The 22,170-nt window shown below is 38.8% G+C and carries 21 protein-coding genes; 12 read left to right on the forward strand and 9 right to left on the reverse strand.

All coding sequences use genetic code 11. The features are described from left to right. Nucleotides 1–26: 26 nt before the first annotated feature. Nucleotides 27–758 (reverse strand): DsbA family oxidoreductase, encoded by a 732-nt coding sequence (locus F7731_RS10920; protein ID WP_151534825.1) that lies wholly within the window; start codon nt 756–758, stop codon nt 27–29. 265 nt (nt 759–1,023) lie between these two features. Here F7731_RS10920 and F7731_RS10925 point away from each other — a divergent pair, with 265 nt between their 5' ends. From F7731_RS10925 to F7731_RS10940, 4 genes are all read left to right on the forward strand, one after another. Beyond that, nucleotides 1,024–1,533, forward strand: a complete 510-nt coding sequence (locus tag F7731_RS10925; protein ID WP_151534826.1) for a ribonuclease H-like YkuK family protein — start codon at nt 1,024–1,026, stop codon at nt 1,531–1,533. 110 nt (nt 1,534–1,643) lie between these two features. After that, complete coding sequence (locus tag F7731_RS10930) at nt 1,644–2,021, forward strand: GntR family transcriptional regulator (RefSeq protein WP_151534827.1); 378 nt, start codon at nt 1,644–1,646, stop codon at nt 2,019–2,021. Between the two features lie 45 nt (nt 2,022–2,066). Next, on the forward strand, nt 2,067–3,161 hold the full coding sequence (locus F7731_RS10935) for a DUF1648 domain-containing protein (RefSeq protein ID WP_151534828.1): 1,095 nt from the start codon (nt 2,067–2,069) through the stop codon (nt 3,159–3,161). A gap of 24 nt (nt 3,162–3,185) precedes the next feature. Next, nucleotides 3,186–4,490, forward strand: coding sequence for an alpha/beta hydrolase (locus F7731_RS10940; RefSeq protein ID WP_151534829.1), 1,305 nt, complete (start codon nt 3,186–3,188; stop codon nt 4,488–4,490). A gap of 108 nt (nt 4,491–4,598) precedes the next feature. On the opposite strand, the gene F7731_RS10945 is transcribed toward F7731_RS10940, so the two are convergent. After that, entirely contained in the window at nt 4,599–5,045 is a 447-nt protein-coding gene (locus tag F7731_RS10945) for an SRPBCC family protein (RefSeq protein WP_151534830.1), read from the reverse strand. Nucleotides 5,046–5,356: 311 nt separating this feature from the next. On the opposite strand from F7731_RS10945, the gene F7731_RS10950 reads away from it, so the two are divergent. Together F7731_RS10950 and F7731_RS10955 are read left to right on the forward strand one after the other, a co-directional pair. Further along, nucleotides 5,357–7,798: a S8 family serine peptidase gene (locus tag F7731_RS10950; RefSeq protein ID WP_246197189.1), complete on the forward strand. Its 2,442-nt coding sequence runs from the start codon at nt 5,357–5,359 to the stop codon at nt 7,796–7,798. A 223-nt stretch (nt 7,799–8,021) separates the two neighbouring features. Then, a complete protein-coding gene (locus F7731_RS10955) occupies nt 8,022–9,857 on the forward strand; it encodes a M6 family metalloprotease domain-containing protein (protein WP_151534831.1) in 1,836 nt (611 codons plus the stop codon). A 127-nt stretch (nt 9,858–9,984) separates the two neighbouring features. Here the strand turns inward: F7731_RS10955 and yunB are convergent, their stop codons facing one another. Then, on the reverse strand, nt 9,985–10,752 hold the full coding sequence (gene yunB / locus F7731_RS10960; RefSeq protein WP_170289686.1) for a sporulation protein YunB: 768 nt from the start codon (nt 10,750–10,752) through the stop codon (nt 9,985–9,987). 200 nt (nt 10,753–10,952) lie between these two features. Further along, the gene (locus tag F7731_RS10965) at nt 10,953–11,570 is read right to left on the reverse strand and encodes a hypothetical protein (RefSeq protein ID WP_151534833.1); all 618 of its coding nucleotides are present in this window, start codon (nt 11,568–11,570) and stop codon (nt 10,953–10,955) included. 163 nt (nt 11,571–11,733) lie between these two features. Between F7731_RS10965 and F7731_RS10970 the strand changes: the two genes are divergently transcribed. The 4 genes from F7731_RS10970 (at nt 11,734) to F7731_RS10985 (ending at nt 15,421) form a co-directional block, all read left to right on the forward strand. Next, on the forward strand, nt 11,734–12,726 hold the full coding sequence (locus F7731_RS10970) for a zinc-binding dehydrogenase (protein ID WP_151534834.1): 993 nt from the start codon (nt 11,734–11,736) through the stop codon (nt 12,724–12,726). A 102-nt stretch (nt 12,727–12,828) separates the two neighbouring features. Next, nucleotides 12,829–13,572 (forward strand): type I methionyl aminopeptidase, encoded by a 744-nt coding sequence (gene map, locus F7731_RS10975; RefSeq protein WP_151534835.1) that lies wholly within the window; start codon nt 12,829–12,831, stop codon nt 13,570–13,572. A 273-nt stretch (nt 13,573–13,845) separates the two neighbouring features. Next, the gene (locus tag F7731_RS10980; protein ID WP_151534836.1) at nt 13,846–14,391 is read left to right on the forward strand and encodes an RNA polymerase sigma factor; all 546 of its coding nucleotides are present in this window, start codon (nt 13,846–13,848) and stop codon (nt 14,389–14,391) included. Further along, complete coding sequence (locus tag F7731_RS10985; RefSeq protein WP_151534837.1) at nt 14,372–15,421, forward strand: hypothetical protein; 1,050 nt, start codon at nt 14,372–14,374, stop codon at nt 15,419–15,421. Before F7731_RS10980 ends, F7731_RS10985 begins: the two co-directional genes overlap by 20 nt. Nucleotides 15,422–15,437: 16 nt before the next feature. Here the strand turns inward: F7731_RS10985 and F7731_RS10990 are convergent, their stop codons facing one another. Together F7731_RS10990 and F7731_RS10995 are read right to left on the reverse strand one after the other, a co-directional pair. Continuing rightward, complete coding sequence (locus tag F7731_RS10990; RefSeq protein ID WP_151534838.1) at nt 15,438–16,667, reverse strand: MFS transporter; 1,230 nt, start codon at nt 16,665–16,667, stop codon at nt 15,438–15,440. A 247-nt stretch (nt 16,668–16,914) separates the two neighbouring features. After that, complete coding sequence (locus F7731_RS10995; protein ID WP_151534839.1) at nt 16,915–17,352, reverse strand: hypothetical protein; 438 nt, start codon at nt 17,350–17,352, stop codon at nt 16,915–16,917. A gap of 302 nt (nt 17,353–17,654) precedes the next feature. Between F7731_RS10995 and F7731_RS11000 the strand changes: the two genes are divergently transcribed. Both F7731_RS11000 and F7731_RS27070 read left to right on the forward strand, forming a co-directional pair. Beyond that, nucleotides 17,655–18,797, forward strand: coding sequence for a DEAD/DEAH box helicase (locus F7731_RS11000; protein WP_151534840.1), 1,143 nt, complete (start codon nt 17,655–17,657; stop codon nt 18,795–18,797). A 67-nt stretch (nt 18,798–18,864) separates the two neighbouring features. Beyond that, nucleotides 18,865–18,999 carry a hypothetical protein gene (locus F7731_RS27070; RefSeq protein WP_281352292.1) on the forward strand — a complete coding sequence of 45 codons (135 nt, stop codon included), beginning with the start codon at nt 18,865–18,867 and terminating at the stop codon, nt 18,997–18,999. Nucleotides 19,000–19,192: 193 nt separating this feature from the next. Here F7731_RS27070 and F7731_RS11005 read toward each other — a convergent pair whose 3' ends face one another. The 3 genes from F7731_RS11005 to F7731_RS11010 all read right to left on the reverse strand — a co-directional run bounded on the left by F7731_RS11005 (nt 19,193) and on the right by F7731_RS11010 (nt 22,102). Beyond that, entirely contained in the window at nt 19,193–20,716 is a 1,524-nt protein-coding gene (locus F7731_RS11005) for an FAD-dependent oxidoreductase (protein ID WP_151534841.1), read from the reverse strand. A gap of 141 nt (nt 20,717–20,857) precedes the next feature. Further along, nucleotides 20,858–21,022 carry a hypothetical protein gene (locus F7731_RS26460; protein ID WP_170289687.1) on the reverse strand — a complete coding sequence of 55 codons (165 nt, stop codon included), beginning with the start codon at nt 21,020–21,022 and terminating at the stop codon, nt 20,858–20,860. A gap of 159 nt (nt 21,023–21,181) precedes the next feature. After that, nucleotides 21,182–22,102, reverse strand: coding sequence for a VanW family protein (locus tag F7731_RS11010; protein WP_151534842.1), 921 nt, complete (start codon nt 22,100–22,102; stop codon nt 21,182–21,184). Nucleotides 22,103–22,170 lie beyond the last annotated feature (68 nt).

A 22,170-nucleotide genomic window follows, 5' to 3' on the forward strand; every position in this document is an offset into this window, starting at 1 on the left:
AGAGATGCCTGACTTTTTTTATGTATTTACTCCACTTTATTAGGCATCCCACAGCTCCCATCCGTACAGCTCTCATCCTCCGTATTTTCTGCGGAAAGATCTTGTAATACAGGTGCAGCGGATTCTTCTTCCCAAACTTTTTGAAGAGCATTGGCAAATGTTTCAGGAGATTGGGCACCTGATATAGCGTATTTATTGTTAATGATAAAATAAGGCACGCCTCTAATCCCATATTGCTGGGCTAGGCTCTCGTCAATTCGCACATCATTGGCGTAAGCATTTTTATCTTGAAGTATTCTTAAAGTATCATTGCGGTTAAGTCCTGCTTGTTCAGCAATATTTTCTAATACCTCTACATCACCAATATCCTTTGAGTCTGTAAAATATGCATGGAGCAGCTTTTCGGTTACGTCTGCTTCTTTGCCATGTTCCTTCGCAAACTTTGCGAGCCTGTGGGCGTCAAACGTATTCCCTGGCTTCATCTCGTCAAACTGAAATTCCAGCCCTACACTTGCAGCTTGTTGACCGACCCCTTCGTTTGCCTGCTTCGCTTGTTCAATGCTCATGCCGTACTTTGCTGCAAGTACTTCGTGAATGCTTTTGCCATTATATTTCGGAGAGTTTGGATCCAGCTCGAAGCTTTTAAATTCAACTTCTACTTGATCTTTATGGGGAAATTGCCCAAGTGCATGTTCTAATCTGCGTTTCCCAATGTAACAAAATGGGCAAACAAAATCTGACCAAACTTGAATTTTCATAAAGGCCACCTCAATTTTTTATATTTTAGTTCATAGTAGCATACACATAATTAAAACTAACTAAAAGATGCTCATATTTTAAGACGAAAACGTTTACCTTAAAATTATAGCGGGAAAACTAAAAAAATGGGAAACCTTGTTCTAGTACTTCAATATACTAATAATATACGCATGCGAAGGAGTATATTATGAGGGGCCCCTTCGTTCACTTTATTCGAACATAATGTGGTGATTAAAGGTGATGTATTGTCAGGAAGAAGATTTAATGTTTCAAAATCTGCAAGAAAGAAATTTAACATTTGATGAGGTTTTTTCTAGAATACTTAAGTTTATTAATAGAAGCCCATGTGGAAATTACCGATTAATGGTCGGAACCGATTCTCAAGTTCATTATGACCGGACGATTTTTATAACTGGGATTGTCATTCAAAATGAAGGGAAAGGAGCTTGGGCTTGTATTAGGAAGCATATTATTCCTAGGAAAATGCTTCATTTGCACGAGCGGATCTCATATGAAACTTCTTTAACTGAACAAATAGTAGCCCTTTTTACATTAGAGAAGAAAAATGAAATCATCGATATTATCATTCCATATCTGTACCAGGGAGCAACTTTTACAATGGAAGGCCATTTGGATATTGGAATTGGCAAAAGAAATAAAACACGGGAGTTTGTTAAAGAGATGGTTTCAAGGATGGAATCAATGGGTGTCGAACCAAAAATTAAGCCTGACGCCTTTGTAGCGTCAAGCTATGCTAATCGTTATACAAAGTAATTCATTCATTAAACTCCAGAGATGGAGTTTTTATTTTTTGTTTTTTTTGTTCTATACAAACTATAACAAATTTGTTATACTTCAGATAGAACAGTATGGAGGGGATTATATTGATTATTCAAATCGAACCCCAGTCTGATATTCCAATCTATACTCAATTAACGAATCAAATTATTGAAGGAATAGCGAGGGGCTCTATGCAACCAGGGGATTCACTGCCGTCCGTACGAGTTTTGGCAGCTGATCTAGGGGTAAATATGCATACCGTAAACAAAAGCTATCATGAATTAGTGAAGAAGGGGATTATTCGTGTTATTCCAAAATCTGGTGCGGTTATTAATTCTCCCGTTGCTTCAAATGAAATTGTGGATCAGCTCTTGGGAGGGTTTAAACCGGTTATTGCCGAAGCTCTCGTTTTAGGGTTGAAGAAAGGGCAGATTCAAGAGCTTGTGACATCCATCATTCAGGATCTCAAAGAAAAATCTTAATGAAAAAGGAAAGAAAAAATTAAAATGGAATAGGAGGGGAAGTAGATGGACTTTTTGCTCTTTTTAATCATTATTGTTTTTTTAATAGGCTTTGAAATGGCCATTCCGTTTCTCACTAAACGAAATGTCGTATTTGGAGTGTATATACCGGATGAATTTGCGCGGGATCCAAAGTTATTAGCCTTTAAGAAAAGGTTCTCTTTGCTAATTTTCATTTTCGGTGTTATAGGTGTAGGTCTCTACTTGTTTTTGCTGACAAAAGTGAATTTGAATGAGTCAATGAATGCATTATTAGGATCAGCCATTCAATTTAGCCTAATCTTTATGAGCTTAGCCCTCTATTTTTATTATCATGCAAAAGCTTTACAACGGAAGAAAGCAATGCGGTGGGGTGAAAACGTAAAACAAGTAACAATCACGGATTTGTCCGTTCGCTCACAGGATGCCATGCTACCTTGGCATGTGTACTTGCTGCCGATCGCTGTTACTATTGGGGTTATGATCTATACACTTACTAAATTTAGCTTGCTGCCTGAACAAATCCCTATGCATTGGGGACCAAATGGAAAGCCTGATGCTTTTGCTGCCAAAAGCCAATTTTCGGCTATTTCATTACTGCTCATTTTGCTAACGATACAATTCATGTTCTTAGGAATTAATGAAATGACAAAACGCTCAGGATTTAAATTAAGTGCGACAAGACCTGAGGCATCTCGAATTCGCCAGCTGACATTAAGGAAATATTCAAGTTGGTTTATGTTTTTTACAAATGTACTCATTACGATGCTATTTTCTTTTTTACAATTGCAAATGATTCATCCCAACTTGGCAGATGGGGCTGTATTAATGGCTTTACCAATCATATTTACGCTAATGATCTTAATTGGTTGTCTTTATTTAGCGATTAAAGTGGGAACAGCGGGTGAAAGGATGGATCTGCATCCTGCGAGTGGAATTTCCGATCTTGATGATGATCAGTACTGGAAGGGCGGCCTCTTTTATTTTAATAAAAATGATCCTTCCATTTTTGTTGAAAAACGTTTCGGAATTGGCTGGACGCTAAACTTTTCCAACCCTGTCGGTTATATCGTCCTATTGGGGCCGATCGTTATTATCTTACTTATTTCATACTTTAGTTAATGAATCAATTGTGGGGGGCTTTTGATGAAGAGGTCATTTTACTTTCTTTTTATCGTATTTAGTATGTTTGTATTACTAATTGGCTGTAATAAGGATAACCAAAAAGAGAAAAAGGGAGAGAGTTCTATGGAAAAGATTGAGGGAAGATGGGAAGGGGCCATACAAATTCCGAATCTGGCACTGCCAATTATTATTCAATTTTCAACTGAAGGCGGTACCATTAGCATTCCTGTTCAAGGGCTAGAAAATTATCCATTGGCTAATGTGAAATTAACTGATTCTACTCTCATTTTTGGAATGGAAATTCAAGGGCAGCATATGACCTTTAACGGAGAAGTTGAAAATGAGAAGATTTCTGGAACATTTAAGCAGCAAGGACAGTCTTTTCCTTTTGAATTGAAGAAAACAGATGAGGTAGCGTCTGAAGAGGCTGGGGAGGCTGTACATGTAAATTTAGAGGACGGAGAACTGAAAGGGCTATTGCTTACCCCTAATGGTGAAGGGCCATTTCCAGTCATGATAATCATTGCTGGCTCAGGCCCAACTGATAAGGACGGAAATTCATTCGTACTTCCAGGAAAGAATAATAGTTTGAAAATGCTGGCCGAAGATCTTGCCGAACAAGGGGTTGCAAGTATTCGCTATGATAAAAGAGGCATTGGTCAGAATGCACGCTTAATGGAAAAAGAAGAGGATATTCGCTTTAATGATTATATTAATGATGCGGCAGCATGGGTTAAATTAGCAAAAGGGGATCAGCGCTTTTCCTCGGTCGGTATCATTGGTCATAGCGAAGGTTCTTTAATTGGCATGTCGGCAGCTAATGATGCTTCTGCAGATGCGTTTATTTCTATAGCTGGTGCAGGAAGACCGATTGATCAAGTTCTCCTAGAACAGCTAGATGGCCAGCTTTCTGCCAATTTACTACAGGAATCAAAGGACGTTTTAGAAAAACTCAAGCAAGGTGAGCAGGTAAAAGGGGTTAGCGCTGATTTGCAAAGCCTATTCCGCCCATCTGTTCAGCCGTATATGATTTCATGGCTACAATACAATCCTCAGGAACAATTGCAAAAGCTGAATTGCCCGGTTTTAATTGTAAATGGAAATCGTGATATTCAAGTACCAGTTAAAGATGCTGAGGCTTTGCATAATGCAAAAAAAGATTCTCAACTCTTAATCGTAGAAGGCATGAACCATGTGTTGAAGGAAGCACCGGAGGATCGGGAAGGAAATATGTCTGCTTATACGAATCCTGAATTGCCGTTAGCGAAAGGCTTGATCGATCATATTATTGGCTTTTTAGAATCAAACAATTTATTGGCTAAATAAAAAAACAAGAGCATTTCTCCTTTCCGGAGATGCTCTTGTTTTCTTTATTTTACTCGACATTTCCTAGGACATGTAAGAACACCCTTATCATAATAACTTTTTGCTCACTCAACGATAGGTCTTTTCAATTTTATCAGCTACCGCTTCTGTCAGTTCAGCAGTTATTTCCGGTAGAGAGGTGGTTAGGATCGAGTTAGCGATTTTAGCCATCATTCCCCCAGCTGTTATATCAAGGCAACCAGTCATTAGTACTTTTTCATTTCCGCGTTCTTCAGCTAAAAAATAGCCATGGCCTGTAAATTTTTCGTTTAACCCGACTAAGTTAAACGTTACTTTGTTTGGCTCTTCCCAGCTTGTAATATCTACTTTCAATTCAATTTTTTTCTTCATAAAGCCGAAATCAGTTGTAAAAGACCAGGTGGACTCAGTATCGCTTAAAAGCTGATGATCAATATACCCAGGAACAAGTGGTGCCCAATTATTTATATGGCTGACGAATTCCCACACATTATGAATCGGTACATGAACCTCAACTTCATGACTATAAACCGGCATCTTCAAACCGCCCTTCAAAATAATGATCTAAGAAGTCTACATAAAAACCTATTCAAACAACAGAAGGAGTATTCCAGGTGTCAGACACCTTAAAAAGACATTTAGGTATATTTGTCCGTCTTAAATGGACATTCGAGGAAAAATGACACTTTTCTCCTATTAACAATTGAGAAAAAAGACTCAAGGAATTTTTCTTATATTACAGAATATTCATACTGAGATGTGTTTCGAATCTCGGAATATAAGCAGGGGGGAATTTTTCGAAACAGCGTAACACGAAATTTTAAATTTATAAGGAGATGAAATGAATCGTGTCAAAAAGAGTAATTAAAGCATTATTCATTGCGCTAGTATTTTTATTAGCCTTTTCACCGATGGGGTCAGGAGCCGGTGCTGCAAGCAAATATAATAATAATGCAGCAGCTGATTTAGCCCAATTAGTTGGTGAGTTTAATTTATCGTCTTCCAATCGGACGAGTGTCATTGTTGAACTAACAGAGCCTTCACTTGTTGAAGCGAAGCATAAAGGAAAAAGCCAATCAAAGGCAAATCTTGCAAAAACTCGTAATCAAGTAAAATCAGAAGTTAGCAAAGCAGCCAAAAGCTTAAAAGTTAATCGTGAATATGACTATGTTTTCTCCGGATTTTCTGTTGAACTGGCAGAAAATGAAATACCAGCACTATTATCAGTGCCGGGAGTAAAAGCGGTTTATCCTGATGTCGAATATCACACTACTTCCTTAGGGGAAGGTGAAGTTTTATCAGCAGAGGAATTTAGCCCAAATATGCTAAATAGCGCACCTCATATTGGGGCAAATGAGGCTTGGGAAACTGGATATACTGGAAAAGGAGTAACTGTAGCGGTAATCGATACAGGAGTTGATTATACTCATCCTGATTTAAAGCATGCTTTTGGCAGCTATAAGGGTTGGGATTTCGTTGATAACGATAATGATCCGCAAGAAACACCAAAAGGCGACCCTAGAGGAGCTGAAACGACTCATGGTTCACACGTAGCAGGTACGGTTGCTGCGAATGGTCTTATCAAAGGTGTAGCCCCTGATGCAACTCTGCTTGCATATCGTGTGTTAGGTCCTGGTGGCCGTGGTACAACTGCAAACGTTATCGCCGGAATTGAAAAAGCAGTTCAAGATGGCGCAGATGTTATGAACCTATCACTAGGAAACTCTTTAAATGACGCAGATTATGCAACAAGTATTGCTTTAGACTGGGCAATGGCTGAAGGGGTAGTAGCTGTTACATCAAACGGAAACAGCGGTCCGAATAACTGGACAGTAGGATCACCAGGAGCAGCTCGCGATGCCATTTCTGTAGGGGCAACACAGCTTCCATATAATGAATATAATTCTTCTATCTTCACATCAGATGGTGTAGATTATCCATCAGCAAAAGTAATGGGCTTTCCAAATGACAAAGCTCTTACAGATCTAAACGGACAAACACTTGAATTTGTACATGTTGGTTTTGGTTCTCCTGAGGAAATTGCTAAGGAAGATGTAAATGGAAAAGTAGCCCTTATTAGCCGCGGAGCTGGGATCGCTTTTGTTGATAAAGCTACTGCCGCGAAAGCAGCTGGTGCTGTCGCAGCTATTATTTATAATAATGTTGATGGAGAAATTGTCGTTGTGCCTGGCACTGATATTCCAACTATTAGAACAACTGCTGCGGACGGCGCAAAATTATTAAGTGAATTAGAAAAAGGCAATAATCAAGTGACATTTAACATTAATTTCGCTAATCGTGTTGGTGAATCTATGGCAGACTTTTCTTCCCGTGGCCCAGTCAATTCCACATGGATGATTAAGCCAGATGTTTCTGCACCAGGTGTGAATATTGTAAGTACCGTTCCGACTTTTGATCCATCTAATCCTCATGGATATGGGGCTAAGCAGGGAACAAGTATGGCATCTCCGCATGTAGCGGGGGCGGCTGCTCTAATTCTGCAAGCAAACCCTAATTGGAGTGTAGCAGATGTGAAGGCAGCATTAATGAATACAGCAGAAAACTTAATTAATCCTGCGACAGGCAAAGATTACCCTTATAATTCGCAAGGGGCTGGAAGCATCAGAGTTTTAGAAGCAATTCAAACAAAAACACTTGTTACTCCTGGAAGCCATTCTTATGGAACGTTCCATAAGAATAGTGGGAAGCAAGTAGAAAAGCAACATTTTACAATTAAAAATCTTTCTTCTGAACGCCAAACTTATAACTTCGAAGTGAATGTAGGAGAGGGCGCTAAGGGGATTAAAGTTTCAACAAGCAATAATTTAACAGTAAATCCTGGTCAAACTCAAAATGTAAACCTGAATGTTCAAGTAGATGCAGGAGCTTTAGCACCTGGCTATTACGAAGGATCGATCACAATCAGCAATGGTTCTGAAAAGCTTCATGTTCCAACCATTCTTTTTGTTAAAGAACCGGATTACCCACGTGTCCAATATGTAGGAGTCGGTCAGCTTGGTGATGGGAAGTTTGAAATTGAAGGTTATTTCCCAGGTGGGGCTGAAGAAGTTGAACTATTTGTTTATCGGTCTAATAAAGACGGCCAGCCATTAGGATATTTAGGCGATATTGCCGTTTACAAAAATGTAAAAGCTGGTTATACGACCTTCCAATGGGATGGAAAGCTTGATGATGGAACTAAGCTACCAGGCGGATATTACAATATCTATGCATATGCCACATACCAAGGTCAATCCGATTTAGCTGGAGGAAATATTTTAATTAGATAAATATTAGAAAAAGGTCACCTTCCATTGAAAGGTGACCTTTTTGCAAGATTAAATGCCTGGAAGAATACTGAAAATAATTACCCATGAACAAATAGACATATGAAACGGGACCTTTGGTTCACGATATTTCGTGTAAAATGCTTCGAACATCCTATTTAGAATATACTGACTATTCTATATTATTTATTTAGGTTATAGAAATAATTTGAAGGAGTGGTGGCATTTGTTAAAGGTCCTATCAAGTTCAGCACTAGCATTATCATTAGTTGGAAGTACACTTTTTACAGGGGGAAGTGCTGATATAACATCAACAGAAAAGAATACATATAATCTGAATCTAGCACATTATGTCGGAGCCTCCCCAGAGCTTGCCGAGCAGGCTAAAAGACTTGGAGTAGATTTATCAAAGGTAGATCCTGCTGAAAGAGCGGCCAAGCAAGGATCAAAATTCCAACAAGCGGGAAATAATCATGTTGCCTATAGGAATGCAGAGGGAGATATTCCTGTTCTTGTTATTCTAGCAAAATATAAAGATGGGGATGAACCAATTGGGGATATGCCTGGACAGGTTCCTGCTCATTATTATGAAGATTTAATATTTGGAACGGAATATAATCCATATGAGCTAGATCAGTTCAAACAGTATGCTGAGTTTAACGGAGAGAAGGCACCAACTGACCGTACAATGCAAAATGTTTATAAGGAATCTAGTAACGGAAAGGTAAATCTTGTCCGTAAAGAAAATACTGAATTTGTTTGGGTTGAAATGCCAAATGGTGCTTCATATTACTTAGACCAAGAGGGCAATTATGCAGAAAGCGGAAAATATGTCCTTGGCAATGAAAATGGGGATGCTCATATAGGCGAATTTGTTCGCGATTTATTAAAGGCAGCTGACGAGCAAATCGACTTCTCACAATATGCCGAAAATGGCGAAGTTCCAAATGTTTTTATCGTCCATGAAGGAACTGGAGCTGAGTTTAGTAGTGACCCGGCGCAAATTTGGTCTCATAAATGGAATCTATTAAGTGCACTCTATTATGGGAAATACTATGAAACTGGGAAACCAGCTGATGTTCATGCAGGAATGAAACAAAGTGAGTGGATGAATAAAACAATGGCTGAAGATATGACGTATGATGGTGTAATCGTCAATAACTATAATATTCAGCCAGCAATTGGCGGTAATGTTTCCGGTTTTAATGCCGCTACTGGTCAGTATGTAGAATCGAATAAAACAGGTCCATTCCCAGCGCAAACTGGTGTCTACGCACATGAATTCGGTCATGCATTAGGATTGCCTGACTTTTATGATACTGCCTATTCTTCAGAGGGAACAGGGAACTACTCAATGATGTCTGGTGGCTCATGGATGCGTTATCCTGATAGTGCCGCATATTCTGGCAACTCGCCAACTCATTTTGACCCATTCTCAAAAATTTTCTTAGGCTGGGCAAATCCAATCGAAGTAACACCGGAAGATGGCGTACAGGAAATTACATTGCCTCCAATCAGCCAAGCTTCTGCTGACAATGGAATTGTAAAAATGGTTGTTCCTGGCTCAAATGGAACAGAATACTTCCTATTTGAAAATGTCCAGCAAGACGGATTTAATAAAGGGTTAATCCGTCAAGGCAAAGAAGCTCATGGCTTACTTGCTTGGCATGTAGATGAAAATATTATTAATCTCTATCAAACTGCAGGCTTCCGTCCTAATAATGTAGCGAACTGGATGAATAAGAGGTTCCAATCTAATCAATCGGCTGTAGCAAGTGATGGAACGATCGTTACCCATTACGGTTTATCTGTCATTCAGGCGGACGGCAAATACGATCTTGAGAAAAATGTAAACCGTGGTGATGCAGGAGACTTCTTCAAAACGGGAAGCAAGCTAACATCTGTTTCCGGAAATGTTCATACCGGTTCTTATTACTTCTGGAAAGGTCATAACTCAACACCAGGAGATTCTGGAATCCATGTTACAGACATAGTAGAAAATAAGGATGGCTCGATCACAGCAAAGTTTTACTATCAGTCAAATCAAGGGAAAAATAAGTAGTAGATAGCCTGATTCCAAATGCTGGAGTCAGGCTATTTAAATAATACCAACCACAATCTGAGATGAATTGACTAAGGCTTGCGATATTTTTTAAATTAAAAAATTAATTTTTTGGGGTGCCATAAAATTAACTACTAGGCGGAGGGATTACGATAGGGTTTGGTTTGCCTGTCCCGGATCCATTATAATATTGAGGTACTTGGCCAGGATAGAACCAGTCCCCGATTTTGACTTGGTTCGTTACGACAATAGGTTCTTCGATCAATGGAATGATAACGTTCATATTCACTTTTACATTTATATAAACCTCAAGATAAGTGTTGTTAATTCCTGTCTCAACAATCTTCGTTTCCAAGTTTGGAATCACATCCCCTAATATTTCTAACCTTACAGGAATTTCTGGACCAAAATTAGAAAGCAGGGTCATCTTCGTAGCCATCCCTAATGGAATATAATACACAATTCCTTTTGTGCTTTTCGTTTTTTCTGGATCAATGTTAATGTTATTCTTGAATTTTTCTAACTGCACCAAATCGCCAGCCTCGACTAAATTTAAATACTCTTGTACTCTAATGGCTAAATCGGAAATGACCTTATTATATAGGGGATTAAAGCTGTAGCTTGCTTCACCGGCGTTTTCGTGTTTGACAATTAATTCGTTCATATCAATACTTTCTGTTACTTCTTTTGCAATCGCATCATTGATCGCCTGAGCAGCGAATTGACGAGCTTTCGATTCCGCAATCCCCATTAATGTTGGCTCGATATTTTTATTGATCACAATAAAGCTAAAAATAGTTAGTAGAAGGAAAAAGATAAGTGTAATGAGAAATACATATTTAAAGGGAAGAGGCCCCTTTTTAACCTTCCATCTCCTTCTTCGCTTTATAGCCATACAAAACCCTCCCGTCCCGAGATGTTTGCGTTTTTCGCCTTTTTTACGAAAAAATGAATCGGGCTTTGTACAAATATATGTCCAAAGTAAGAAAATAAAACGAATCATATGAATTCTTAAAAGGGACAAGGGAAAAAATTCGGCTCTTCGAGAAGAATATTCAGATTCCAGAAAGTAAAAAACAGCCACTAGGGCTGATCTTATTTATCAAAATGAACTTCTTTATCTAAAATAATTTCTCTAGGTGGAAATTCCATTGGAGGCGCATAAGGAATTAATGAAAACTGTACCTCGTTTACGTCATTAGGCAAGGAAGGAGAAACAAGGAAACTCATTTGTGTATTTCCGCCGCCACCTCGTGAGCCATTTCTGTCAACCTTGTAATTGATCTGGCCTATCACTTCGAGCATTAAATGTGGCATAATATGGCCGATGTTTTCTTCGTCTTTCTTTATATAATTTATTTCTAAGGTGACGATGCTTCCGTGCTCATGCTGCATAGAATGGGTCAACATATATTCAAAATCATCAACCGTTGATTTCTGCATAATTTGAACAACGCCCAAAAGCTCCCCAGGTCCTTCTGGCATATAGAAAGGTCCGCTCCCATCATTCAATTGATGCATAAGCCAGCCGATTTCAGAAACCTTCATATTATATTTCTTTTCCCATTGCTCTTTTATTTCAGCAGAGGGTGAAAAGCGTTTTCCCTTCGCAGCTGCCTTTCTTTCTGTTAATAGCCTAATAATTTCTTCATCAATTTTTTTATAAAAATCATTGTATTCATTTTTAACTTTTTCAAACTCAGCCCATCCCAATGTAAAAACCTCCAAAGCATTATTTTTTTATAAGTTTAACAAAATAGGTTATTTAATCCAATTGTCAAGTCCTAGAAAGGAGCAAGGCGAAGGGGGAATATTTTCAATTCTAACAATTTAGAAGTATCATATGATTATACTTACATTTTTAGGAGTGATGGGGATGAAAGCAGTCATTCATGCAGAAAAAACGGGTTTGGCAGGCCTTACATACGGAGACATAGTAGAAATGGAACCAAAAGCTGGTGAGATTAAAATTAAACTAAAAACGGCGGGTTTAAATCATCGTGATTTATTTGTTTTGGAACGTCATAAGCCAACAGACCCGCCTCTTGTTATCGGTTCAGATGGAGCTGGAATTGTCGAAGCGGTTGGAGAAGGGGTAACTCGTGTGCAAGTTGGGGATGAGGTCATGATCAATCCCGGCCTTGGCTGGAAGGAAAAAAGTGATGCTCCGCCAGCAGGCTTTGAAATTGTCGGCCTTCCTTTTCACGGGACCTTTGGTGAATATATATTATTGCCGGAAGACAATGTGGAGCGAAAGCCAGAATATTTATCATGGGAAGAGGCAGGAGTGCTGTCATTAGCAGCCCTGACTGCATATAGAGCATTGTTTTCAAGAGGAAAAGTTCAGCCGGGGATGAAGGTATTTATTCCGGGTGTGGGCAGCGGTGTAGCTACCTTTTTAGTACAATTCGCGAAGGCAGTTGGTGCTGAAGTGTATGTAAGCTCCCGTTCAAAGGAAAAATGTGAGAAAGCATTAGGAATCGGAGCTTATAAAGCCATCGATAGTAATGAAGACTGGAATGCAGCATTAGATGGCGTGAAAATGGATCTCGTCATTGAGTCTGTCGGGGCGGCTACCTTTAACAAATCATTAGAGATTCTCCGAACAGGTGGAACGATCGTTACATTCGGCGCATCAGCGGGAGATGAAGTCAAAATCAATCTTCGTACCTTCTTCTATGCTCAGCAAAATCTTCTCGGCTCAACATTAGGAAGTGCAGAAGAATATAAAGAAATGCTGGAATTTGTTGAGGAGCATAAAATCCGGCCAATTATGGATAAAGTATTTACACTAGATCAATATAAACAAGCATTTACGAGAATGGATCAAGCAGATCAATTTGGTAAAATTGGATTTAGTATCAGCTAATTTTGTGTAAAATACCTCATGTGAATGGGGTGTTTTTACGTTGGCCCCAAAATAGAATATAATAAAGGAAGAAAAAACAACAAGTGAGGGGACAGAAACGAAATGATTGTTAAAAATGAAGAAGAATTAGCGGCGCTCAAGGAAATTGGAAAAATAGTTGCCGTCATCCGTGATGAATTAATTGCCCGGACAAAACCTGGTGTTACGACGAAGGAACTAGATGATTACGCTGGCGAGCTTTTTGAAAAATACGGTGCGATATCTGGTCCGAAAGGTGAATATGATTTTCCTGGATTTACTTGCATTAGCGTGAATGAAGAAGTGGCACACGGAATTCCTGGAAAACGGGTAATCAATGAAGGTGATCTTGTTAATATTGATGTTTCTGGTTCTAAAGATGGCTACTTTGCCGATACTGGCTTATCTTTTGTAGTTGGAAATACAGATGAGAAGCTGCGCCACCTCTGTGAAACAGCACAACAGGCATTTGAAGAAGGCTTGAAAAAAATAAAAGCAGGTTCGAAGCTAAGTTCAATTGGAAAAATAGTGAATAAAGTTGCCAATCAGAACGGCTATACTGTCATCAAAAATTTAACCGGACACGGAATTGGCAAATCTCTTCATGAGAAGCCAGATCATATTTTAAACTATTTTGAGCCGTGGGATTCCGCACTATTGAAGGATGGAACGGTCATTGCATTCGAGCCATTTATTTCGATGCAAGCAGAAGAAGTCATTGAACTAGGTGATGGCTGGACATTCGTAACACCAGATAAAAGCTATGTAGCACAATGCGAGCATACGATTGTCGTTACGAAAGGCGAGCCAATTATCATTACACGATAAAAACATTTGAAATGGAAGTAAACTTAAATCAGGGGGGGAATAACCTTCCTTTTCTGAGCTAAGTTTACTTTTTTTTTGTCTACAGGAAGAACAAAGGAAAAGCATTTCTTAAATAGAAACATATATGTTAAAAGGTAAAAAAGGTGTGATAAAAATGGATTTATCTCCCTCCATACAGAAATTCAGCATAAAAACAAATATTCACCTATTTTTATAGTGATTGGAACCTTTTTACATTAATTACGGTCTAATGAGCAGAAGGAGGGATGAAAAGTGCTTTCGGAAAATGATGTGCTTCTTGCTCAGAATGGCAATCAAGAAGCGTTTATTCGATTAATCAGAAGTTGTGAGTCATCCCTTTATCGGATAGCGAAAGGGATTCTCAAGGAAGATTTGGATTGCGCAGACGCCATACAGGAAACGATTTTAAAAAGCTATCATTCTATTGCAAAGTTAAAAAATCCAGCTTATTTCAAAACATGGCTGATTCGGATTTTGATAAATGAATGCAATGATATGCTAAAGAAAAAACAGAAAAGCATTTTATTAAATACAATTGAACATATAACGGAGCCGTCTATAGCAGATAATCAGTTTGATGAATTAAGAGAGGCTCTTTCAAAATTAAATGAGAAATATCGCTCTGTTGTCGTGTTATTTTATTTTGAAGATTGTTCTATAAAAGAAATTGCCCAAGTTCTAAAAATTAGAGAGGGCACCGTTAAGTCAAGATTAAATCGTGCTCGCTCGTTGCTTGCCTCCTGCATCAATCAACTGAATGAAGAAGGGAGAGGGGAAAATGGACCGCTCAAAATTTGATGATAGTATCAAAAAAATCATTCATGATAAGGAATTTGAAGTTCCTTTCGAAGTAAAGCATAAAGTTAGTCAAACACTTTCTAATTTGCCAAAAAGAAATAAAAGGCCATCCTTCACCCGCCCATTAAAGTATTTATTAAGTGGGGCAGTCAGTATTCTACTTCCGATCGGAGTCATTTATTATTTAACAAATGAAAACATTCTCTCGTTAAATGAAAGTCAACATGCAGGGGAAGAAAGAGGCAAAGAGGAGGATGTGGTTATTCACGATTATTTATTTACGGGTGAAAGTGAGCACTGGCAAGCAACATATGAGTTCTTTGGTAAAGGGATATTTTCCAAAACAGAGAATGGAAATCTTGACTATGAAAGTGAATCGGAGAGTTTATTTTATTTAGAGTATAAAGGAGATTTAACAGAGATTGAAGGAAAGCCGATAACATATAGATTTGAAACAAACACTGGGGCAGGTGATGGTTCATTAGATGAAATACATCAGAAATCATTTTCCCATCATTCAGGTCCAAACGGTGGAACGGCAATGATGCAAGAGAGTGAACCGGTTGAAGTGACTGTAGAATGGGATGGGAAACAGGATTCATTTCAGCTTTATTCTGATGGCACAAGGAACTGGCGTATTACACCCACTTTTCCGCCTCCATCTGATGATGGACACTACTCCAACCTAAGAGGTTTAAAAGGTAAAGCAGTGTACATTGATACAGGTGAGATGAAAGCTGGTGAAGCATATAAAACGAGGTGGTTTTTCTGGGGAGACGATTTAACCGAAAGTCCAGGTGAACAGTTAAAGATCACTGCCACTCAAAAAGATACAGGGAGAAGAGAAATCATTACCCGTTCTAATGGTTGGGAAATCTCGAATCCTCAATATAAAGATCTAAAGGAAGTTCTAAATGCCCAAGCTTCACAGCACGTCATGATGACCCTTCCATCTCCAGGTTTCTGGCGCCTTGATGCCCATATTGGCAATAAATATTATGCAAGTATTGTTATTGAGGTAAAAAAATAAGAAAAGAATGCTCCCATTATAGGGGCATTCTTTTCTTCCCTAAACTGGCTTCAGCCATTTGTGGATTTCTAAACATCGCTACTAACAAAATTGCACCACTTAAGATAAGGAGAATACTCGTAATAATAAACACAGCCGAAAAGCCAAAATAACCGGAAATCAATCCTCCCATCATTGGACCAATGATATTTCCAAAAAAGCGGAGGCTTGTGTTATAGCCTAGAACTTCTCCTTGCATGGCAATCGGCGCTTCTTGTCGAATATAAGCGATCCGAACGGGAATAATTCCACCAATCGTTACGCCAAGGGTAAAACGAATAACAACAAGCTGCCAGTAATTCGTAACGAATCCTCCGGGTAAATAGAAGATTCCAGCCATAAATAATAAAATAACGAGAATTTTAATATAGCCGTAACGATCGGCAATTTTTCCCCATTTCCGCGCCATTATCAAGTTACCAAGCCCGCCTGCTGAAAAAGCGACTCCGGCAAAAAAAGCGAGGTTTTCTGTTCCGCGAAGCTCACTCACATATAAGGATAGAATCGGCTGAATACTAAAATGGGCCATCTGAATAAGTGCAGAAATGAGTAGGACAGTTAAGAGAACTGGGTGCTGAATAATATGGAGAATGACATCCTTACTAGAGTAATTTGTTTTATTACCTTCTTTATTTTTCAATATTATTTCTTTAGTAAGGATTACGAGCAGTGCGGATAAGAAGATGGATATTGAGGTCCACTTAAAGGTATTTGCATAACCAAATAGATCGGCTAAGGCACCGCCAAGCATGGGCCCCATCAAGGAACCTGTAATACTCCCCGTTTGCAAAGTACCCATGACCTTTCCGGCAATATGCTTTGGAGTTTGGGTTGAAATAAAAGCCTGTGACATCGGAATGAATCCTGTAAAAACACCCATAAATAGCCTTAGCATAAAAAGCTGCCAAACCGAAGTGACATAGCCCATGAGAAAAATAGAGAGGGCCATACCGATTCCCGAAACAATGAGAATTTTCTTTCTGCCGTATAGATCCCCAATCCTTCCCCAAATCGGAGAGAAAATAAAGGCAGCAACGAACGTAATAGCAAATGTCCAGCCTGACCAATGCTGAACATATGTCGAGGAGAAATTTCCAAATGTTTCAATGTACAAAGAGATAAAAGGCAATACCATCGTCATGCTGCCGGCAACAAAAAAGTTGGCGAACCACATAATGAATAAGTTCCGGTTTGAATCATAGGTCATTCGTTTTAAACACTCCTTTCCGTATTTTATTTCGTTTCCCTAAATATAAGTATAACGGAAATTTAGAAAATATGAAGGAAAATGCAATGTGGGTAATTTTAGGAATTAGCTACTTTAATAAGCACAAGGACTCGATTCTATATTAAACTCGACAAAGCTCGGTATTAAAAACGCCGAGTATTGGGAAAACAGCTACCTAGAGGAAAAAGGGAAGGTAATAGACTTAAAAAGGGTGAGCACCTATTTATTAGGTATCACCCTTTTTTAATGTTATTCCTAAATATTTTGACATGCGATTTGTTTTTAGATGACTTTCAATCGTAAAGAAATATGTGTTATTTTCATCATCATAGATCATTACATATGGATTTCCTCCCGCAGGAAAAATGATATTCATTTCATCGGCAAGCGTGTGTATCCATTGATTTTGAACTTTTAGCGGAGGAATAAGAGGGATTCTAACAATAATACCCTTTGGCGGCAGAGGATTCAGTTTTTTATAAATACCATTAATGCTTTTTAAGTATATTTTTGCTTCTTTTTGAATAGCAGAAGTAGATGGGGTATCCTTTACGACTTTTCCCATTTCTATATTAAATACTTCTACCTTTTGATTTTGGGCCTGAATAGAGGGAGAATAAACAAGAAATGCTACAATTAAAAAGGCTACTAACTTTTTGATCATTCGATCCACCTCTATTTTAATATCCCACAAGCCTTTGACTGCTATTCTTTTTGCGTCCAGCTGCAGCGCCTACCCCCTCGAGGTCACAAGCCAATCCTCCCAGAAAGGTAAAGAACACCTTTCCGTGAGGCTCGTCTTGTGCTTGTCGGGGGTGATCAAGGCGCTTACGCATTTGTTTCTAAGACTAGACAACTTAAACGGGATAAGCTAGTATCATTAGCGGTACTTAGTATTCATTTCAATTTTTATGCAATAGTAATCATTAAGTATAGATGTAACTTCACAAGTTAAAGGAGCTTTTTATGACACAAACAATCATTAATGAATTAAAACCTTTTATACAAGAGGTATGGAAGAAATCAAACTTCAATCAGCCGACAACGATCCAATCAAAAGCGATTCCGGCATCACTTGAAGGGAAAGATGTTATTGCTGAATCACCAACTGGTACAGGAAAAACTTTAGCTTATTTATTGCCGGTTTTAGAGAAAATTGCAAATGACAAAAAGAGTATTCAAACGATCATTATTGCGCCATCCCAAGAGCTTGTTATGCAAATTTTACAAGAGATTCAAAAATGGTCAGAGGGAAGCGGGATTCGCGCGGCATCCTTTATTGGCGGAGCGAATGTGAAAAGGCAACTGGAAAAATTAAAAAAGCATCCTCATATTGCGATCGGAACGCCAGGGAGAGTACTGGAGTTAATTAAGCAAAAAAAGCTTAAAATGCATGAGGTAAAGACAGTCGTGCTTGACGAGGGAGATCAACTTCTCGTTCCTGAGCATTTGGAAACAGTTCGAAGCATTATTAAATCTACGTTAAGTGACAGACAAACTGTTCTTTTCTCCGCGACTTTGCCAAAAGAAATAGAAAAGCTGGCGCAGGAATTGACGGCAGAGCCTGAAATCATTAAGGTTGAAAAAGACGAAACGATCAATGCTGCTGCTGTTGATCATATATACTTTCATACAGAACAAAGAGATAAAATTATGATGCTTGAAAAAATCTCAAGATTAGAATCGATTAAAGCGCTTGTTTTTGTCAAGGATATTGGAAACTTAACTGTCCTATCAGAGAAATTAGCATATAAAAATATACAGACAAGTTCTCTCCATAGCGACTTAAATAAAATGGACAGGCAAAAAGCTTTAAAGGATTTTCGCACTGGTCAAACAAATATGCTACTGGCAACAGATGTAGCTGCTAGGGGATTAGATATAAAAGATGTGACTCACGTTGTTCACTTCGATTTTCCTAGAGATGTAAAGCAATACGTTCATCGCTCAGGTAGAACGGGTCGTTTTGGGGCGAGCGGAATGGTCATTTCCTTAGTAACGGAAAGAGAGGAAAGGGATCTTAAGAAATTTGCAAGGGAACTTGGTGCTCGAGCGGAAAAGAAAATAATGCGTGGAGGAAATATAACTGACCCAGCAGAGCAAAAATAATCCCGGAATAAAGTTAAAGCTATCGCGCAAACTACTCCTTAAATAATGAAAAGGAGTGGAGGCAACTATGGGCAGAAAAAAACAAGGAAACGCAAATGCGGAACGAAATAAAAATGCCAAAACAGGAAACAGAACAAGCTCGGAATTAGTTGAGTTTACAACCGGACATGATAATCCGCAAAAAAATCGCCGGCAAGAGTAAGGTTATACAATAAACAGCAATAAAAAAATCCTCTTTAATTGGAAAGAGGATTTTTTGCTGCTGAAAGTTCTGAAGCCTGTCAGGAACCTAAGTTATTTGGACGGTTATTGGTAAATTTCTGAAACCTGTCCAGAAAACTATGTAAAGAAGAAGTAGGCATTCGCCAATCTGAATTAACGAATCTCAGCCCATTCTAATAATCAATTTTTCGCAGTGGTCTTTTTGTCGGACCGTTTAGTACCTCACCATCATAGGTGTACCTTGACCCGTGGCAAGGGCAGTCCCATGTACGCTCCCCTTCATTCCATTCCGTTTCACAGCCCAGATGAGTACAGGTCGTGTCGACAAGATGCAAGTTTCCGTCTTTATCCCGATAAGCTCCCGCTCTTTTTCCATTTACAGTGACAACTGCACCTTCATCATTTTCCAAGTCATCCGGATCTTTAGGAGCAACCTCTAGTTTTCCTTTAATGAGATGGCCCGCTACATCTGTATTAATGGAGATCACTTTCTTTAGGCTTGGATCTGCTTGGAATCTGTCAGGATTGAAAAGCTCCTTGTAAGGATTTTCTTTTTCAATAATGATATCTTTAAGGAGCATAGCGGCAACTGTACCGTTTGTCATTCCCCATTTTCGGAACCCTGTCGCAATCAGTATTTTGGATCTGTTTTCTTTAATAGGCCCGATATAAGGGAGTTTATCTAATGTAATTAAATCTTGTGCCGACCAGCGATAAGGAAAATCTGTAATGCCGAAAACTTCCTCTGCAAAACCTTCAAGCGTTTCATAATGCTTCATCGTATTGATCCCTTGACCAGTTTTGTGCCCCTCGCCGCCTACAAGAATGAGCTTTTCCCCATTGAATGGCGTATATCGAAGGGAACGAGTTGGTTTATCTGCACTATAATACATGCCCCCAGGAAATTCTGTTTTCGTTTTTATACCAAGTACATAGGAACGGCTCGAATACATTCTTGCAAAATAAAAGCCCATCATATCGACAAATGGGAAATGGGATGCGGCAATGACATATTTACACTTAACACGGTGCCCATCTCTTGTAATGACAACCGGATGATCATTTTCCCCGACATCGACGGCAGTCGTATTTTCATACACAATTCCGCCACCATCAATAAATTCTTGCAATAATTTTTGTAAATATTTTAAAGGGTGGAACTGCGCTTGTTGATTCATAGCGAGTGTTGCTTTCGTTTGTATATTGAAAGGGATGCCATCTACTAAGCGTCCAATAATGCCAAGTTTTTTATACGCTTGCATTTCCGTTTCAATCTTTTTCGCGTATTCATCTGAAGTAGCATATATGAAAGCATCTTCTTCGCTAAAATCACAATCTATTTGTTTCTCTTGCACTTGATTACGAACAAAATCAATGGCACTTGTTTCAGCCTCGTAATAAAGCTTCGCCTTTTCAAGCCCGAAATGATTGATGAATTCATCATAAATTAAACCATGCTGGGCAGTGAGCTTTGCTGTCGTATGGCCAGTGGTTCCAGTTAAAATATTTCCAGCTTCTAAAATAGCGACCTTTAAGCCTTCTTTCATTAAAAGATATCCTGCGGTGATTCCAGTAATTCCGCCTCCAATAATGGCAACATCAACAGAAGTATTTTCATTCAGCTTCCCGAATGTTGGAAGGGGAGTTTCTCTCCAATATGATTCAGGAAACTGGGGCATTTTATGATTGGATGACATACCTTTCCTCCTCTAGGTTTTCTCATCCATAACTTTTCCAAACTATGTCATTTGTATACCAGATGGGATTTAGAATATAAAAAGCCAGCTACAAAATAATAGCTGGCTTCTCTCTTAAAAAAATATTTAATCTTCATCCACTTAATGAGAGCTCTTGTTTTCTTTCAATCCTTCTGTGTTAGGGATAGGATCAATCGTGTGTGAATCCTCTTTATTTAATGCTTCATTTGTAAAAAAGAACAGCAGGCTTCCAACAATTCCTAGTGAAATGATCATGCCGATTGTTGTAATAAGCAATAATACCATGAAATAACCTCCTCTTTGTACAGCAAATTCCAAGCAGTGCAGATGGTCTTTTCTGTTTAGCTGATGATAAGGTCACTTATTTAAGGTATATGCTCATGAACGGCAGTTTTTTACTAGAAAAAAGCGAAGAGGGAGCATCTCTTCGCTTTAGCTAATGAATTATTCTTCTTTCTTTTGAAACGGTACTTCCTCGTGCAGCATTTTGGAAGCGTTTGGAACGAAACGAGGTTCATATTCGATTTCATCGGTTGAAAATATCCGAATGATCATTTGACCGCCATATGCTTTTGCCTGAATTAATAAAGGAAAGCTGTATCCATTTTTGAAGCTGAAATCAGGTCCGTACCAGCTGACCGTTGCATCCCTTCCTGAAGGTACATATGGTACGCGTTTAGAATGAGAGTAACGTTCAAGGATTTTTAAGCCTGCACGATCGGCAGCATTGAAAAGGGTAGAAGAAACTTGGCAAATTCCTCCCCCGATATCCTCGGCCATTTCACCCCTGACGATAACAGGCGCGCGCATATAGCCCCTACCCTTCGTTCTTTTCCCAACTACTTGATTAAAGGAAAAGGTTTCACCAGGAAAAATAACATGATTGTTAATGGCTTCAGCCGCAAGGGAAATATTGTGAGAACGCGCCTTATTATTTGAATTAAAAAAAGTCACGTATCTTCCAATTTGCTTCACTCGAATATGTAATAATAAGTCCCGATCAACCCGAGGATGAATGGGAAGCAAGGGAACTTCAATATTGGAAGAATTCGTATTGTAAAAGTATGTATAAAACAAATCAGTGAAAGCCCTGCGATGTAACCTGCTGCCTACCTCTTCGTTTTTTACTCTTCCAGATGGATCAATATTTGCGTTTTTCGGCGCAATATATGTTTGTTTATCCAGTTTATCAAGAAGCTCATGATATTTTTTTACATCGATTAAAGGCATATTGGGAATGGGAATGGCATAGTCTTGCCGATCAATGGTTAGGATTGTTTCTCCTTTATTCTCAATCGACAAGCTGTCGGATTCTGGAATCGGATGGATAAAGAGTAAAAGTCCGTATAGCCAAGCAATACTCATTTATGGCACACCTCCTAAAACTAGTATGGGTTAGAGGGAGAAAATCATGTAAAGAGACTTACTAAATT

The sequence above is a fragment of the Cytobacillus depressus genome (assembly GCF_008923245.1).
Classification (GTDB): domain Bacteria; phylum Bacillota; class Bacilli; order Bacillales; family Cytobacillaceae; genus Cytobacillus; species Cytobacillus depressus.

Excerpts from the sequence above, each read along its gene's own strand:
- F7731_RS10920 (WP_151534825.1), bottom strand. The coding sequence starts at position 758 with ATGAAAATTCAAGTTTGGTCAGATTTTGTTTGCCCATTTTGTTACATT.
- F7731_RS10925 (WP_151534826.1), top strand. The coding sequence starts at position 1,024 with ATGTTTCAAAATCTGCAAGAAAGAAATTTAACATTTGATGAGGTTTTT.
- F7731_RS10935 (WP_151534828.1), top strand. The coding sequence starts at position 2,067 with ATGGACTTTTTGCTCTTTTTAATCATTATTGTTTTTTTAATAGGCTTT.
- F7731_RS10940 (WP_151534829.1), top strand. The coding sequence starts at position 3,186 with ATGAAGAGGTCATTTTACTTTCTTTTTATCGTATTTAGTATGTTTGTA.
- F7731_RS10945 (WP_151534830.1), bottom strand. The coding sequence starts at position 5,045 with ATGCCGGTTTATAGTCATGAAGTTGAGGTTCATGTACCGATTCATAAT.
- yunB (WP_170289686.1), bottom strand. The coding sequence starts at position 10,752 with ATGGCTATAAAGCGAAGAAGGAGATGGAAGGTTAAAAAGGGGCCTCTT.
- F7731_RS10970 (WP_151534834.1), top strand. The coding sequence starts at position 11,734 with ATGAAAGCAGTCATTCATGCAGAAAAAACGGGTTTGGCAGGCCTTACA.
- map (WP_151534835.1), top strand. The coding sequence starts at position 12,829 with ATGATTGTTAAAAATGAAGAAGAATTAGCGGCGCTCAAGGAAATTGGA.
- F7731_RS10985 (WP_151534837.1), top strand. The coding sequence starts at position 14,372 with ATGGACCGCTCAAAATTTGATGATAGTATCAAAAAAATCATTCATGAT.
- F7731_RS10990 (WP_151534838.1), bottom strand. The coding sequence starts at position 16,667 with ATGACCTATGATTCAAACCGGAACTTATTCATTATGTGGTTCGCCAAC.
- F7731_RS10995 (WP_151534839.1), bottom strand. The coding sequence starts at position 17,352 with ATGATCAAAAAGTTAGTAGCCTTTTTAATTGTAGCATTTCTTGTTTAT.
- F7731_RS11000 (WP_151534840.1), top strand. The coding sequence starts at position 17,655 with ATGACACAAACAATCATTAATGAATTAAAACCTTTTATACAAGAGGTA.
- F7731_RS27070 (WP_281352292.1), top strand. The coding sequence starts at position 18,865 with ATGGGCAGAAAAAAACAAGGAAACGCAAATGCGGAACGAAATAAAAAT.
- F7731_RS11005 (WP_151534841.1), bottom strand. The coding sequence starts at position 20,716 with ATGTCATCCAATCATAAAATGCCCCAGTTTCCTGAATCATATTGGAGA.
- F7731_RS26460 (WP_170289687.1), bottom strand. The coding sequence starts at position 21,022 with ATGGTATTATTGCTTATTACAACAATCGGCATGATCATTTCACTAGGA.
- F7731_RS11010 (WP_151534842.1), bottom strand. The coding sequence starts at position 22,102 with ATGAGTATTGCTTGGCTATACGGACTTTTACTCTTTATCCATCCGATT.